The sequence below is a fragment of the Anaerococcus urinomassiliensis genome (genome assembly GCF_900128425.1).
In the GTDB taxonomy this organism is placed as follows: domain Bacteria; phylum Bacillota; class Clostridia; order Tissierellales; family Peptoniphilaceae; genus Anaerococcus; species Anaerococcus urinomassiliensis.
Map to the genome: position 1 here is coordinate 1 of NZ_LT635781.1, position 15,667 is coordinate 15,667.

Here is a 15,667-nt window from a genome sequence, read left to right on the forward strand (position 1 = left end):
CTGGGCAATGGACATTGTCAGTTTGGCAGTTTGACTGGGGCGGTCGCCTCCCAAAAAGTAACGGAGGCGTTCAAAGGTTCGCTCAGAATGGACGGAAACCATTCGCAGAGTACAAAGGCACAAGCGAGCTTAACTGCGAGATATACAGATCAAGCAGAGTAGAAATACGGACTTAGTGATCCGGTGGCACCGCATGGAAGGGCCATCGCTCAACGGATAAAAGCTACCCCGGGGATAACAGGCTTATCTCCCCCAAGAGTCCACATCGACGGGGAGGTTTGGCACCTCGATGTCGGCTCGTCTCATCCTGGGGCTGAAGTAGGTCCCAAGGGTTGGGCTGTTCGCCCATTAAAGAGGCACGCGAGCTGGGTTCAGAACGTCGTGAGACAGTTCGGTCCCTATCCAGCGTGGGCGTAAGAAATTTGCGAGGAGCTGTCCCTAGTACGAGAGGACCGGGATGGACATACCACTGGTGTACCAGTTGTTTCGCCAGAAGCATAGCTGGGTAGCTAAGTATGGCATTGATAAGTACTGAAAGCATCTAAGTACGAAGCAACCCTCAAGATAAGATTTCTAAAAGAAGGTAAAGAAAATACCTTAGATAGGTCCAAGGTGTAAGTACAGTAATGTATTAAGCTAAAGGATACTAAACTTTAAATCTTGACTGGAAATATTGTTACGGACCTAATCACATTTGCCAAGCAAATGTATGATAGGTCCTAGTCGATAGTGTCCCAACGGTAGAGCTCGAAGAGCTCTAGCTTGGCAAGACACTTACGGACAAGTCGTAAGTATAACAAAAGCTTAAGCTAAGTCCTTTAACTCGACTAGCTATTTAGAAGGTTCAAAAGAATATGGTGATGATGGCATGAGGGATACACCTGTATCCATACCGAACACAGAAGTTAAGCCTCATAACGCCGATGGTACTCGGAGGGCAACCTCCCGGTAGAGTAGGAAGTCGCCAAATAATCTAAGAGCTAGTCAATTGACTAGTTCTTTTTTATTAACAGGATACACCTAACACGAAAACCCGCTTTTTTCAAAAGCTCTTCCGCCCTACCGGGCTAAGTTTTCGGCATAAATATGCCAAATCAAGGCATATTTNGAATTTAGACTTAGTCATTTGACTAGATCTTTTTTTGTACGTAAATGCATCAAATTTAGCTTCTAGCTTAAATAAATCTTTATATGTAAAAATAGTGAATTAGATAATAATTGCCAATGTTTTTTTATTATAGATCCTATTTATTTCTTAAATTTTTAAGAGAAATGCCGATATCAAAATTATAATTTCACAAAATAATTATAAGTTGACATTTAAATATTTTTGCTAAGGGACTTGTTATATTGTGGACATATAATCATGTATATTTATAAATAACGTAATTGATAATATTTTAAAAATATTTTTTTGAGAATATGAGTAAAAATTAAAGTTTGGGACATCTATATTATATGGGGAGTAAATTTTTGAAGTGGAGGTATTTAATTGAAAAGATGGCGAAAATGGATTAATATTATTTTTTCTATCGCCACATTACTTGCTATATTTTGTTCATATTTCTTGATATTTGATTTTGGCAAAGTCACAGCAACACTAGAAAATTTCAATAGACAAGGATGGTTCTACTATTTCTTGACTGTAGTTGCTATTTTAGGAGCATTATTAGCTTTATATGTTTTGATTAAAACTATTGCTCTTCCAACAACTAACGATTATGTAATTGATAAAGGTGATTCTGGTGATATGCTCATTAGTTCTAGAGCAATTATAGATAATGTACTTACGACTGTAAGAAAATATCCAGAGATTAGAAATTCAGATGCAATTATCAAGGTTACAAATGGAGATTCTAACGAAATAAATACTAGGGTCAAATGTGGTGTTTATGAAGGAGAGAATTTAAATTCATTAGGACAAACTATAAAAGAAGATATTGCACAAAGTTTAGAAACTTTCACAGGTTATCCTGTAAATAAGGTTGATTTAGAATTTTACGATATTAAAAAAGATTCTAATAAGAGAGTAGTTTAAGAGGTTTCATATGAAAAATAATTATGAAAAATATTCGGATTATCAAAATGATTATGAGAACTCTATATTAAAAGATACTAGTGAAAAAATAGTTATAATTGAAAAAAAGAAGGAAAAAGCAGATTCGTTTTTTATAGGTAAAATTAAAAACTTTGCGAGTTCTCATTGGAATGAGTTCAAATATACAATACTTGGACTTGTTGTTTCAATACTATTTTTAACAATAGGATTTTTTAGAACTCTCTTGATTATAATCTTATACAATATTGGCAAAATTTATGGCAAGTATAAAGATGGTGATCCGGAAATAATATTTATGTTGGAAAAATTTTTTAGATAATAATAAAAAAAGGAGATATTAATATGGCAAATGAAGAAAAATACAATGAATTAGCAGGCGTTAACAAAAAGGAAGCGGATCAAAGAGCAAGAGCTCAACAAAAGGAAGAATTTGTAAATGATTTCCAAGAAAATTTCAAAGAAGATAATAAGCCAGCTCATGAATCAAAGCTTACATTTGACGGTTCTGTAATAGAAAAAATAGCTTCAATAGCTTGTCAAGAAGTTGCTGGAGTATTAGATATGAAGGGTGGTTTCTTCTCTGGAATATCTGAACAATTTGGTGGACGTTCACTAACTAAGGGAATAACAGCTGAAGTTGGTGAAAAAGAAGCTGCTATTGATGCCGCAATTATTTTAGAGTATGGATATTCAGCTCCAAAAGTATTTGAAGAGTTAAAAAGAAATATAGCTCAATCTGTTGGACAAATGACTGGACTAAAAGTTGTTGAAGTTAATGTTCGTGTTGACGATGTAATGACTAAAAAAGAATACGAAATTAAAAGAAAAAATACAAATAATGAAGACTCTAGCTATAATCAAGGATCTTCCTTAAGATAGTAAGTTTTTAATTTTAAAGGGGCTGTTGCAAAAGTCCTAACATAGAAAAAAGACGAGGAAACTAAAAATCCTCGTCTTTTTCTGATACAATGTATTTATGAAACAAAATATTAATACATCATCATTAACTAATTTTACACTAGTTGATGATACAATTCAATTAAAATTAAATTTTAACACCGAAGTATACATCCAAGATGACATAAAACTAAGGCTTGTAAAAAATATAATTGAAAGGATAGACCTAACAGAAATAAAGAAAGTCTACTCATCATTTGGAAGAAAACCTACTGTTAACCCAGTAACAATGCTTCAAATAATAATATTCTGCTACTCTGAAGGAATATTTACATCAAGAGAAATAGAAAAATCATGCAAATATGATCTAAGAATAAAATATCTTCTTGATGGACAAACTCCACCAGATCACTCAACAATAAATAGATTTAGACAAAAAATAATAAATCTAACCCCCAATCTACTAAATGAAATGGTCCAAATATTAATAGAAGAAAATCAGATAGACCTATCAAGTATATACATAGATGGAACAAAAATAGAAGCCTACGCCAATAGATATAGCTTTGTATGGAAAGGAAGCATAGAAAAGTGGCAAGAAAAACTAAGGATGAGAATAATAAAACACTTCAATTTAAACAAAGACCTAACTGCAAGCCAAGTATTAGAAGTAGTAAAAATAGTATTTAATCAAGTTAGTAAAGAATGCATAGAAAAGAAAATCAACTTTGTATTTGGACAAGGCAAAAGAAAACATCAGCTTCAGCGTGAGTATGAAATGCTAAAAGATTGGAAAAGCAAACTAGAAACTTACCAGAAACATCTAGAAATAATGGGCGATTACAGAAACTCCTACTCAAAAACAGACCATGATGCAACCTTTATGAGAATGAAAGAAGACCACATGAGAAATGGTCAACTAAAGCCAGCATATAATGAACTAGCCCGTCCGGCTCGTGGAGGACCTAGCAAGTGCCTCAGGCTTCATCATAGGAGAAAATGTATCCCATCACCCATCTGATATGTATACGCTAAAGCCATTCTTAACAAAACTACTAAAAAGTTACCCAAACAAACTATACAAAGTAGTAGCAGATGCAGGATATGAAAGCGAAGAAAACTATGTATATCTTGCAGAAAATAACTTAACATCCTACATAAAGCCATCAAACTATGAACAATCAAAAACACGAAAATATAAAAAAGAACAAGAATTTAAACAAAGCCTAATATATGATGAAAATCAAGACAAATACATATCAGAAGAAGGTAAAGAATTCATAAGATGCAATGACAGATATAGAAAAAGAAAAAATGGATATGTAACAACCACAAAAATCTACAGGTGTTTCCATTGGAACAAAGATGGACAAAAAACTAAAGGCATCTACATATCAGAAACATTCCAAAAATATAGGAAAGAATCATTAGAAAACATAATATCCGACCAAGGAATAGAGGAAAGATTAAATAGATCAATCCAAGCTGAGGGAGCATTTTCTAAAATAAAATCAGGGCTAGACTACAACAGATTCCATCATAGAGGAAAAGCAAATATAATAAGTGAAATATGCCTTTTATCAATAGCGCTCAACTTAAATAAACTGGCATCCAAAATAGAAAACAAAAACTTAGAAATCATAAAATACAAAGCTGCTTAAGAAAAAACATTATTTTTATAAGCTCTATTAAGTGACCCTATTTTTAAGAAAAATGTGGAAAAGTTCACTCATATCTTAAAAAACTCTATAAAAATTAATGGCTTGATACAGATATACAAGAAAAAAAGTGATGAGCAGAATAGATTTATCTATTCTGCAACATCACCTTTTTTTCTATATTTTTTAAAGATTGTAATCTTTCTAAGAAAGATATAAATAACTATTAAAAAAACTTTGAAAGCCTTAGTAGTTTTATATAGTATAGATTAATAATAATGGGCTGTTGCAAGATAGATAAATCCTTCCTATATCATTCGAGCACTCTAGAAGAAAGACCTCTGTCAGACGGAGATCTAAAGCTCAAACTTTCTGGGGGTGCACTCCAATGATGGGACGTTAGATATCTATCAATTTGCAAAAGCTCCATACTGGAGAGTGTATAGACTTATCTAATTGTTATTAAAATCATGGCCTGCAAATTGAGAGTCTATCTTGATTTTGTGACCTTCTAGTTCGTCTATTTGAGGATCTAGCTCTAGGTGGATGCTCTTTAGTAATTTGCTTTCTTTGTCAAATTCTATTTCCATTGATTTTTCTATTTCATCTTCTTCTACTAGTGTTAGTTTTATGTTGTATTCGTTTTCGATATATTTTAGAACGTCTTCTGCATCATCTTTGAGAATTAGCTTGATGGTTTGATTATCTTCACTTACTTCTAGATTATCTTTTAAGTCCATAACAGCTTGTATTAGCCTATGATAGTCTGGTTGAAGGTCGTAGGTATCAACTGTTGCTTCTGTGACAGTTGTTTCTTCTTCGCCAGCTTGTCTTTCTATAATGTAAGCTTTAGTGTTGTCATTTTCATCAAACTTAACCTCTTGGTAGTAGCCGTCGTTTGATTCAGAAATTGTATCAGCTTTTATGATAAGCAAATCATCACCATATAGGGCATCGGCATCAAATGTTTGTATATTAGTCTTATCTGGGTCTATTTTTTTAATTTCTGATTTCATATTGACTTTTCTTACTTTGTCATTTTCTGTTTTTATTTGGTCAAACAAGGTTTCTTTTTCAGCTGAATCTTTACCGTCATCTTGCTTTTCTTCTACACTATCTTCTTTTTCAAAATCATCTTCTTTTACTTCTTCTTTTTCATCGACGACTTGATTTTTAGTTTCTGATTCTAGCTTATTTTCCTCATATTCCTTGTTTGTTTTATCTGTTTCTGTGGTTGCTGTGTCATTTGCAGTAACTTCACTTGTTTCTTCTGTAGGGCTAGTTTTTTCGTTGTTTGCACTACAAGCTGTTAGCATGGACAGGGTAAGGGATAGCATTAAATATTTTCCGATTTTAATTTTCATCTTAATATCCTCTTCTGTTTTATTCTTCTAATAACGTCTTTACTTCATCAGGTATATTTATTTCTTTCATCTCATTTATTTCTTTGTATTCAGCTGTGTGCTTATAAACCTAACGTCTTCGTTTTCATCGGTAAATTCTAGCTCAAAATCATAAGAAATAGGATATATATTATCCTTGCGGAATTTGTGCCAAGACTTGATAGATGTTAGTTCTCCAACAAAAACTTGACCTGATGTGTCTTTCATGATAATATCCTTCATTTCATTTATATTCTCAGGATTGGATTCTAATTCTATGGTATAATCGTCAGGATTTTCAATAAGCTCATAATACTTTTCAAGCTCTTTAAAGATTTTATTACTGTTTTTATCAGTATCTGAAAGATTGTAAACATCTTCTCCATCTGTCATCTGTGTTTTAATCCATCCACTATCATCTTTTCTATAAACCATTAGATTATCAACTTGATAGGATTCCATTTCCATTTGGCCTACACTAGGGTCGTATATAGTATATAGGGAATGGTAGATATTAGCTTCTCTATTAAATTCTACATAACCTTCGGTAGCATTTAATTCTTCTGGATTGCTAGAATTTGCCTTAGCTATTTGCTTGGTGGTGGTGTCTATCTTGTAAGAATCCAGGCTGCCTTCCTCAGTTAATTTATTAAAAAGTTCTTCTTTGCTTAGCTTATCTGGCTCTTTCTTATCATCTACTTGTGGATTATCAGCTTTTGATTCTTCTAAGCTCGTATCATCTTTCCTGTTTTCTTCCTTAGTCTTTATATTTGCCGTGTCATTTGCGGTAACTTTGCTAGTTTCTTTTGTAGAGTTACTATTTATATTGCAAGCTGTTAAAATCGACAGGACAAGTGCCAATATAAAAATTTCCTTTTTAACTTTCATTTAACATTTCCTTTCCTATATTATTCTTCTAACAAAGCCTTAACCTCATCAGGTATAGGAATGTCTTCTACTGCATTTACCTCTTTATAAATATCATTATTTTTATATAGGGTTATGTCACCATTTTCATTTATAGACTCAGCCTCCAAGTCATAGCTGATTGGATAAAGGGTTTTCTTGTCAAATTTGTGGTTAATTCTAATAGTTGTTAGCTCACCATCAAATATTTGCTCAAATTCATCACCCATTATCAAATCCTTAATTTCTTCGAGGTTGTCTGGACTTGTTTCTATCTCTAAAAGATAGTAATCGTCAGTTTCGCTTACTGTGTAATAATCATCAAGTTCGTTTACTATAATATTGTTCTCGTCATTTGTTTCATTTTCTGGTATTTCAGTTCTCATCCAAGCGCTAGCATCTTGCCTTGTGACCGCAACTCTTCCATTTTGATAAGTTTCAGTTTCCATTTCACCTACAGCAGGATCGTGAATCTGATATAGGGCATGGTAGATATGTGGCTCTTTGATATATTCTAATTTTGCATCGGTGGAATTTATTACTTCTGGATTATCAGAATTTGCTTTTGCTATTTTTTCTGATCTAGTTTCAATCTTGTAGGATTCTAAACTAGAAAGTTCATTTAATTTGCTAAATAATTCTTCTTTGCTTAACTCTTCTTCTTTTGCTTCCTTGCTTTCTGTTTTATTATCTTTATTGGTATCTTCTGCCGTATTTTCAGTTTTTTCCTCACTTGTTTCACTTTGTGACACCTTAACCTGTTTATTATTTTGATCGGCTGGATTATTACATGATGTAAGTAGGGCCAAGCTAATGGCTATGACTAAGCTTATTTTGTATTTCATAAAATTTCCTTTCGCTATCTCTTATAAATGCATATATTACAATAAGTTTTGTAACAATATTTATCTAATTAACAAATAATTGCGATTTGCTTTAGCGGATAAATATATTTTTTAATTACCCGATTATAAAAAAGATAAACAAAAATATGAAATAAAATAGCAGGAATTATATGTGGGGATATGTTAAGAAATAAACCATATTTGATAGAGAAGCTTGCACAAAAAGGGGCTGTTGCAAATTGATAGATATCTAACGTTCCATCATTTGAGTGCACTCCCAGAAAGTTTGAGGTTTAGCCCGCCGGCTCAGGGAGGCCAAACTTTCTGGGAGGGTGCTCGAATGATATAGGAACGATTTATCTATTTTGCAACAGCCCCGTCTTATATAGATATTTTAACTGTTTTTAATAGGTATGAAGATATCCTTACCAAAGCTGTTAGAGTTTTCTCATATACTAAGCCGCTTTCAGGATCGCATTGTCTTTCTCTCATTCTTAGCATATGGTCATATCTACATTTTTCTACATCTCTTTCTACGATTTTGTAGTAGTCACTTACTATTTTTACTCTTTCATCTTTTGGTAAGTCTTCTCTCAAGGACTTTAGCATTTTTATTGTGTATTCATTTAATGTGTACAAATCTTCATAAGCTATGTTTGTGAAGTCTAGTTTTTGTTCAGACTTAAGCTTTGCAACTTCAGCAACATTTTTGGCATGATCACCAACTCTCTCTAGGTTTCTTGATATTCTCAAATAAGATACGAAATTGGCTGATGTATCTTCATCCATAGACATGGATAGAGCATCTATTATGAAAGCAGATATTTCTTTGTTTAAGTGGTTGATAATTTTTTCTCTATGGAAAATATCGTGGTATTTATCCTCATCAAATTTCGCCAAGATATCCATTGAATCTTCGTAATTAAGATCTACTATGGCCAAGAGTCTATTTATTTCAGCCCTAACATCTGTAAATGTAGCATTCACATCTTTAGTTATGTTTTTGTTTATATATTGTAAGCTCATTTCTTCTTGTTCCTTGTCCTTACCAGGAATTAATTTTACTGATAATTCTGCAAGTTTTCTTGAAAAAGGAACCAGAATTATAGTCGTTGCAATATTAAACAAGGTGTGTAGATTTGCTATTTGAGCCGCTGGCAAGTCCCTAGAATGCCTTAGTACAATTTCATCTATTGGTAAGAACATAGCGACAATAATGAATATTATTGTTCCTATTATGTTAAAAAGCACGTGGGCTAGAGCTGTCCTCTTTGCGTTTTTGGATGATCCAAGTGCAGATAAGACTGATGTAATACAAGTTCCTATATTAAAGCCAAACACTATGTATATACACCTTGGTTAGCAATAGCCTGTAAGATACCAAGAGATGCTGATGATGATTGGATAAGAGCAGTTATAAGTGTACCAGCCAAAACTCCTAGGAAAGGATTTTGAAATTTGGTCATAAGTGTGACAAAACCAGGATAATCCCTTAGTGGTTCCATGGCCGTGCTCATAAATTCCATACCCATAAATAGAAACCCAAGTCCCATAATAGCTTGTCCTAAAAAAGTCTTCCTCTCTTTTTTAGAAAAAGTATTCAATACGAAACATACAAAGGCTATTATCGGAGCAATGGTAGAAATATTTAAGGCTACTAGCTGACCGGTGATAGTTGTACCAATATTTGCGCCAATGATTATCCCAACGGCTTGGTAGATATTCATCAAGCCCGCATTTACAAAACCTACAACCATGACAGTTGTAGCAGATGATGATTGGATAATGGCGGTTACTATCACCCCAACAAGGATCGCCTTAAAGAAATTGGATGTCATCTTTTCAATAATGACACGAAGCTTATAACCTGCGGCAAGCTCCAATCCCTTGCTCATCATGGCCATCCCGTACAAAAACAGGGCCAGACCTCCCAATAATTTGATAAAATAATTAATTGACATATACCCTCCATAATCATTGATTATTTTTATCTATATTTAATTTTTAAGTAAATAATTAATGCTGTTATTTACTATGTACAAAATAAGACCTAATAAAAAGTCCGCTATAATAATTTTACCTTTTATACTTTTAAAACTTCTTAAAATTAGAATATAAGCCTAGTCTTAATAAAAACTTTAATAGTCAGTCGATAAGTGATATAATTGTTAATTATAATACATGTTGGGATATAGCCAAGTTGGTAAGGCACCAGATTCTGACTCTGGAGAGCGTAGGTTCGAGTCCTACTATCCCAGCCATTTTTATGTGAGGAATTAGCCTATGGATAATAATATAGTAAAACAATTAGAAAATGACTTTGGAAATAAAAATTTATTAGATGGAAAAAATCATTTTATTTTAAATGACTACGATGATAGTTTCTTATCCTACAATCGCCATCCACTTTCCATTAATTGCGTGGGCAATTCCTTGCTAGTTCGCTCTTCTGATAAAAATTTACTTAAAGAACTAGAAAGGGAATACAATGACTACCCAGCTGAGTGGTTTATGGAAGTTCCCAATCTTATAAAACTACAAGATATCCTTAAAAATCACAAGATGACCCTAAAAAATATGGCTCCAATTATGGGACCAAGTAGAAGTTTTAAGAAAATAGATAGTCCATATGAATTTACTAGGATAAAAGAAGAAGACTTTATAAAATTTAAAGGCGTAACTAAACATGCCTTTAGCTTTGATGATGGAATTTGGAAAGATAGACTTGCCCTAGCCTATTATGATAATGAAAGGCTTATAGCAATAGCAGGCGCCAATCAAAACTCAAAATACTTGTGGGAAATAGGAGTAGAGAAATTTGATAAGTCTCCTAAATATAAAAATGTGACTTCATACTTGGTAAATAATCTAGTCAACATAGCAAGAGAAGAAAACCCAGAAATAACAGTAATATATTCCACCCAATTTTCCCATGTAAAGTCTATGAATGTGGCAATAAGAGCAGGATATGACTTTGCTTTCTCACTTCTTGTGGGAGATTATAAGTAAAGGCTTGTAATATTATTATAAAGTAATGAATGATATTTACGATAGATATCAAAAACCATTATTTATAGTAGAAAATGGTCTTGGTGCTATCGATAGGCCTGATGAAAAAGGATATGTTGAAGATGATTATAGGATTGATTATCTAAGAGAGCATATAAAGCTGATGAAGGATGCAGTGGAAATTGATGGTGTAGATTTATTGGGCTATACAACATGGGGGCCAATAGATTTGGTTTCAGCAGGAACTGGACAAATGAAGAAAAGATATGGCTTTATCTATGTTGATAGAGATGACTCTGGAAATGGAAGTCTAAAAAGAAGCAAAAAGAAATCATTTGATTGGTACAAAAAAGTTATTGCATCAAATGGAGAAGATTTGGATTAAAAAAGTGATGGTAGATTTTTATCTATCATCACTTTTAACTTATGAAGCAAAGGAAACTGTACTTGCTATTCCATCTTTTACTTCGATATTTAGTCCTAGGCCAGAATCTGTTATACCTTGATAGTATTCAATAAATTCTGCTGGAGTAAATATTTCTGGTTCGGCTAGGCCGCCCACTGCTTGGAACTTGGTATCAGAGTTAAATTTAAATTTGTATGTCTTTTTTTCAAGCTCTTTTGGACTTTCTTCAGAATTTGGATCTTCTCTGTAGTCCATGGTGCCTTCTACTATTAGTGTATCTTCTTCGATTTTGATACTAGAAATTGTAGCAAGCCCCATGTCGCTATCACGTTCTCCGCCCTTTGATGCAACTAGGTTTGAAAAATAAACTCCGTCTTGGTCTTGGTTGTCCATATCTTCTTCACTTTCGCTTGTATTTTGTGAATCATCAGCAGTTTCGTTATTAGAATCTTCTTTTTTTTCTTCTTTATTTTGATTCTTGACATTTATTACTGTCTTTTCTTCTGCTTTTGAATCATCAGCTTTTTCATCAGTTTCTGCCTTATCTTCAATTTCGATAACTTCGTTATTAGCATCGTTAGATGTCTCTTCAGCTTCTACATCTTTTTCTTCGTTTGTGTTTTCCATACTAGCTACTGCTTCATCGCTTACATTTTCTCCTGAATCGGAGTTTGTACAAGATGCTAGGCTTACTGCCAAGATTGCAGTTAATAAAATTTTATTACTAATTTTCATAATATTCTCCTTGTTATATATTTTACCCTTATTTAGCTATAAGAAAATATTTTGAAGAGAATTTATTTTATGAAGATATTGATACTAAGGTAACTATGCCATCCTTTACATCAATAAATAGGGCTAGTCCAGAGTCTTTGACATCTTCATAGAATTGTAAGAATTCTTCTTTAGTATAGACTGTAGGTTCTTGGTCTCCGCCTGCTGATTGAAGTTTAACATCAGGACTTAAGTTAAAATGGAAAGACCCCTTGTCATATTTTTCGACATCTTCTGTGTTTTCTAGATCGACCAAATAATCAATGGTACCATCTACGGTGAGTACATCATCTTCTATTGTTAGATTTGATACAAATCCAGCGTCGAAGTCTTCGCTGCGTTTTCCGTTTTTTGAAGCCATTAGGGTTGAAAAATATCTTCCATCACGTTCTTCTATAATCATCTTATCGCCTACTTCTGATTCTTCTTTTGAATCATCAGGAGTAGTATCATTAGCATCTTCTTCTATATTTTTTTCAGGATTTTCACTATCTGCAATAGCTTCGTTTTCATATTCCATTGGCTCTACAATAGCTTCCTTGGTCGCCATTTTAGTATTTTCGCTTGTCTGTTCTGATTCTGTTGCATTGCCACAACTAGCTAGGGCAAGTGCTAAAGCCGCAGTCATTAGTATTTTCTTTTTCATTATTTTCTCCTTTTTATAATAGTTTTATTTCAAACCCATATGAACTTCAATTACCCTACCATCCGCAACTTGTACAAATAAAGCAAGTTGCTCGTCCTTAGTTTCATTGTACATACTTAAGAATTCTTCTTTGGAATGGGTATTTGTCTCAGTACTTGAATTGCTTTGGGTTGTAAATTGAGTAGCATCGTCAATTTTAAAGACATTGACCTGATTCTCTAAAGGCTTTGCTTCACTGCTAGTATCATCATCTGAGAAAAAGTCTAAGCTTCCTTTGACAATTAACATATCTTTATCTATAGCCATGTCGTAAACATTGGCCCAAGACCCGTCAGCTTCTCTTTCTCCATTTCTGCCTGGCTCGAGACTAGAGGTGTACGTTCCATCATCAATCATATTGGTTCCATCGGCTGTATCTTCTTTGCCTTCATCATTTGTATTGGCTTCTTTATTTGTTTTATTTGAACTTTCATCATTAGTTTCACTTTGCTTACTATCTTCACTTACAATTTCTGTAGAAGTATCGGTAGATTTATCTAAATCTTTTGAACAAGCAGCAAAAGTGAGGATTGCTAATAGGGCTAACAAGGTCTTTTGTAAATTTTTCACATTCATAAAACCTCCTTTATTTCTACTTTTTATACCCGTTTGCAAAAAACATTAACATCTTATTTGCATGAGTAAAATTAAATGACAATTGTAGATAATAACTAGACAATTAATGACTGGTATAGTATAGTAGACCCACTAGAAAAGATTTTTGAAATTATATAAGTTTAGGGAAATATAGAATGAAATTAAGGGATAAACTCGAGATTCTAGCTAATGCGGCTAAGTATGATGTATCTTGCTCATCTAGTGGATCTAATAGAAAAAATCATAATAAAGGACTAGGTAATGGGTCAATGGGTGGCATATGCCATTCATGGTCTGAAGATGGTAGATGTATTTCCTTGCTCAAAATTTTAATGACCAATTCTTGTATATATAATTGTGAATATTGCATAAATCGTAGGGATAATGAAACGAGAAGGGCTACGTTTAGCCCAGAAGAAGTGGCAAATCTTACTATGAATTTTTATCGCAGAAATTATATAGAAGGCTTGTTTTTATCATCTGGCATAATTAGAAATCCAGATTATACCATGGAACAATTAATCAAAGTTGCTGATTTGCTGAGAAATACCTACAATTTCAATGGATACATACACATGAAGGCAATTCCTGGTGCAAGCTACGATTTGCTAAGAAAAATGGGCTTACTCGTAGATAGGATGTCTATAAATATTGAGCTTCCAACCCAAAAAGCTCTATCTGAACTAGCACCAGAGAAGAAAATAGCAGATATCACCCGTCCAATGGATCATATAAAAAACGAACTAATGGTTTATGGAGCTGATAGGATGAAGTTTGCCCACACACCTAAGTTTCTTCCAGCAGGTCAAACGACTCAAATGATAATTGGAGCAAATAGGGAAAGTGATTACGAAATTATCAAGGCTAGTGAGAATCTATACCAAAACTATTCTTTAAAGAGAGTTTATTATTCGGGTTTTGTACCAGTAGTGAAGTCAAAATGGACTCAAGGAATTGATAAGGCTCCACTCTTGCGTGAACATAGGCTATACCAGGCTGACTTTCTCATGCGTGGATATAGATTTGCCGCTGATGATATATTATCAGTGGTAGATTCGAATTTAGATTTAAGAATTGATCCCAAAACTAATTGGGCGATAAATAATATTGAAAGATTCCCTATAGAGATAAATACTGCAACATATGACCAACTGATGAAAGTTCCTGGTTTTGGTAGAACCTATGCTAATAGGATTATCGCTGCTCGTAAATTTCACAGATTATCCTATGACAATCTAAAGCAAATGAAAATATCAACCAAACGTGCCCAACATTTCATCCTAGTAAATGGAGTCTATAGAGGTCTACGTTTTAAAAATAGAAAGGACCTTAGGGATATGATGAGAGCTCCAGACAATTCAAATTACCAACAATTATCAATGTTTGATAGGCAGCTTCCATGATTTACAATTACGATGGGACCTTTGACGGTTTAATGACTGTAATATTTGAAAAATATAATGAAATAGTCAAATGTGAGATCTCAAAAGAAAGTGAGCAAGTAAACTTTCTTCAAAGTGAGCTTGTAGAAACAAATTTGCCAGAAGCTCAAAGAGTCCTAATGTCTATAAAAGATAACATAGGAGATGAATTTTTATCTGATGTCTACAAAGTCTTTAAGTCAAAAGATGACACAAAAGAAGAAACCATAGCTATCACAATCAAATCCTGCCTGGTATATGGCAGAATATACCTGGGATCATCCAAAAAAGCCGCTGTAAAATTTAGACAAATATTAAGAAATTTCAACCACGAGGTTCATACCTACAAGGGCCTAGCAAGATTTAGGGAGATCCAAGAAAATTATTTATTAGCAGAAATAGAGCCGGAAAATGACATCATAGAACACTTGACTCCACATTTTTTATCGAGAATGCCAAATGAGAAATTTATCATATATGATAAGAATCGAAAGAAGGCAAGTCTTTGCGAAAAGGGATCTTGGGAGATAGTAGAAATACTTAATATGAATGGGGTAGATAGTAAAGAGGAAGAATTATTTAAAGACGCCTGGCAGGGGTTTTATAAGGCCATAGGGATTGAGGAAAGAAAAAACCAAAAATTGATGGTATCTAATATGCCAAAAAAATATTGGAAGTACCTACCTGAGAAGAACGAAATATCATAAATATATAGATAGAGTTTTTTTATAGTTTCTTCATTCGAATCGGGAGAAATCAGATAGTCAATTGATATTATCGATGAACTAAGTAATGTGTTAATAGTTAAGAAGAATTTGCGAAGCAAACTTCTACTGCTCATTGCCCCACGCAGTGGCGGAGGGGGTGTAGAAGGTATAGGGGGATCGGGGGAGTTAAACAGCCGTTGATTTCGGCTGTTTAACCCGGAAACTCAGTGCGGTAGCACGAAAGAGCTTTGAATAAAGCGAGTTTCCGTAGGAAAAAGGGGTCTGTCCTCTGTCAGCCGGACGGGCTAGATACCCCTAATT

At 33.6% G+C, this 15,667-nt stretch carries 17 protein-coding genes, 1 tRNA gene and 2 rRNA genes; 12 read left to right on the plus strand and 8 right to left on the minus strand.

Going from position 1 to position 15,667, the window contains the following annotated elements; all coding sequences use genetic code 11:
- The 7 genes from BQ7474_RS00060 to BQ7474_RS10720 all read left to right on the plus strand — a co-directional run.
- Positions 1-668 (plus strand): 23S ribosomal RNA (locus BQ7474_RS00060); the annotation flags it as partial.
- 185 nt (positions 669-853) lie between these two features.
- A 5S ribosomal RNA gene (gene rrf, locus BQ7474_RS00065) occupies positions 854-970 on the plus strand.
- Between the two features lie 522 nt (positions 971-1,492).
- Complete coding sequence (gene amaP, locus BQ7474_RS00070) at positions 1,493-2,038, plus strand: alkaline shock response membrane anchor protein AmaP (protein WP_073997054.1); 546 nt, start codon at positions 1,493-1,495, stop codon at positions 2,036-2,038.
- A gap of 10 nt (positions 2,039-2,048) precedes the next feature.
- On the plus strand, positions 2,049-2,378 hold the full coding sequence (locus tag BQ7474_RS00075) for a DUF2273 domain-containing protein (RefSeq protein ID WP_082187844.1): 330 nt from the start codon (positions 2,049-2,051) through the stop codon (positions 2,376-2,378).
- Between the two features lie 23 nt (positions 2,379-2,401).
- Positions 2,402-2,938, plus strand: a complete 537-nt coding sequence (locus BQ7474_RS00080) for an Asp23/Gls24 family envelope stress response protein (RefSeq protein WP_073997055.1) — start codon at positions 2,402-2,404, stop codon at positions 2,936-2,938.
- A gap of 97 nt (positions 2,939-3,035) precedes the next feature.
- Complete coding sequence (locus tag BQ7474_RS10715) at positions 3,036-3,977, plus strand: transposase (protein ID WP_218188965.1); 942 nt, start codon at positions 3,036-3,038, stop codon at positions 3,975-3,977.
- Between the two features lies 1 nt (position 3,978).
- Positions 3,979-4,617 (plus strand): transposase, encoded by a 639-nt coding sequence (locus BQ7474_RS10720; RefSeq protein WP_218188966.1) that lies wholly within the window; start codon positions 3,979-3,981, stop codon positions 4,615-4,617.
- 449 nt (positions 4,618-5,066) lie between these two features.
- Here the strand turns inward: BQ7474_RS10720 and BQ7474_RS00090 are convergent, their stop codons facing one another.
- From BQ7474_RS00090 to BQ7474_RS11035, 5 genes are all read right to left on the minus strand, one after another.
- Positions 5,067-5,978, minus strand: coding sequence for a hypothetical protein (locus BQ7474_RS00090; protein WP_073997056.1), 912 nt, complete (start codon positions 5,976-5,978; stop codon positions 5,067-5,069).
- Between the two features lie 75 nt (positions 5,979-6,053).
- Positions 6,054-6,884, minus strand: coding sequence for a hypothetical protein (locus tag BQ7474_RS00095; RefSeq protein ID WP_073997057.1), 831 nt, complete (start codon positions 6,882-6,884; stop codon positions 6,054-6,056).
- A gap of 20 nt (positions 6,885-6,904) precedes the next feature.
- On the minus strand, positions 6,905-7,747 hold the full coding sequence (locus tag BQ7474_RS00100; RefSeq protein ID WP_073997058.1) for a DUF6612 family protein: 843 nt from the start codon (positions 7,745-7,747) through the stop codon (positions 6,905-6,907).
- Positions 7,748-8,128: 381 nt separating this feature from the next.
- The gene (locus BQ7474_RS11030; RefSeq protein ID WP_328585394.1) at positions 8,129-9,088 is read right to left on the minus strand and encodes a Na/Pi cotransporter family protein; all 960 of its coding nucleotides are present in this window, start codon (positions 9,086-9,088) and stop codon (positions 8,129-8,131) included.
- Positions 9,088-9,708, minus strand: coding sequence for a Na/Pi cotransporter family protein (locus BQ7474_RS11035; protein WP_328585395.1), 621 nt, complete (start codon positions 9,706-9,708; stop codon positions 9,088-9,090). Before BQ7474_RS11035 ends, BQ7474_RS11030 begins: the two co-directional genes overlap by 1 nt.
- A gap of 224 nt (positions 9,709-9,932) precedes the next feature.
- Here BQ7474_RS11035 and BQ7474_RS00110 point away from each other — a divergent pair.
- From BQ7474_RS00110 to BQ7474_RS00120, 3 genes are all read left to right on the plus strand, one after another.
- Positions 9,933-10,008: transfer RNA gene (locus BQ7474_RS00110), tRNA-Gln, on the plus strand.
- 22 nt (positions 10,009-10,030) lie between these two features.
- Positions 10,031-10,756, plus strand: a complete 726-nt coding sequence (locus BQ7474_RS00115) for a hypothetical protein (RefSeq protein WP_073997059.1) — start codon at positions 10,031-10,033, stop codon at positions 10,754-10,756.
- Between the two features lie 25 nt (positions 10,757-10,781).
- Positions 10,782-11,141: a family 1 glycosylhydrolase gene (locus BQ7474_RS00120; RefSeq protein WP_456236382.1), complete on the plus strand. Its 360-nt coding sequence runs from the start codon at positions 10,782-10,784 to the stop codon at positions 11,139-11,141.
- A 39-nt stretch (positions 11,142-11,180) separates the two neighbouring features.
- Here the strand turns inward: BQ7474_RS00120 and BQ7474_RS00125 are convergent, their stop codons facing one another.
- The 3 genes from BQ7474_RS00125 to BQ7474_RS00135 all read right to left on the minus strand — a co-directional run bounded on the left by BQ7474_RS00125 (position 11,181) and on the right by BQ7474_RS00135 (position 13,197).
- Positions 11,181-11,897 (minus strand): hypothetical protein, encoded by a 717-nt coding sequence (locus tag BQ7474_RS00125; protein ID WP_073997060.1) that lies wholly within the window; start codon positions 11,895-11,897, stop codon positions 11,181-11,183.
- Between the two features lie 67 nt (positions 11,898-11,964).
- Complete coding sequence (locus BQ7474_RS00130) at positions 11,965-12,582, minus strand: hypothetical protein (protein WP_073997061.1); 618 nt, start codon at positions 12,580-12,582, stop codon at positions 11,965-11,967.
- 24 nt (positions 12,583-12,606) lie between these two features.
- A complete protein-coding gene (locus BQ7474_RS00135) occupies positions 12,607-13,197 on the minus strand; it encodes a hypothetical protein (protein WP_073997062.1) in 591 nt (196 codons plus the stop codon).
- A gap of 176 nt (positions 13,198-13,373) precedes the next feature.
- On the opposite strand from BQ7474_RS00135, the gene BQ7474_RS00140 reads away from it, so the two are divergent.
- Together BQ7474_RS00140 and BQ7474_RS00145 are read left to right on the plus strand one after the other, a co-directional pair.
- A complete protein-coding gene (locus tag BQ7474_RS00140; protein WP_073997063.1) occupies positions 13,374-14,621 on the plus strand; it encodes a putative DNA modification/repair radical SAM protein in 1,248 nt (415 codons plus the stop codon).
- The gene (locus BQ7474_RS00145; protein ID WP_073997064.1) at positions 14,618-15,346 is read left to right on the plus strand and encodes a TIGR03915 family putative DNA repair protein; all 729 of its coding nucleotides are present in this window, start codon (positions 14,618-14,620) and stop codon (positions 15,344-15,346) included. The genes BQ7474_RS00140 and BQ7474_RS00145 overlap by 4 nt, the downstream gene beginning before the upstream one ends.
- Positions 15,347-15,667 lie beyond the last annotated feature (321 nt).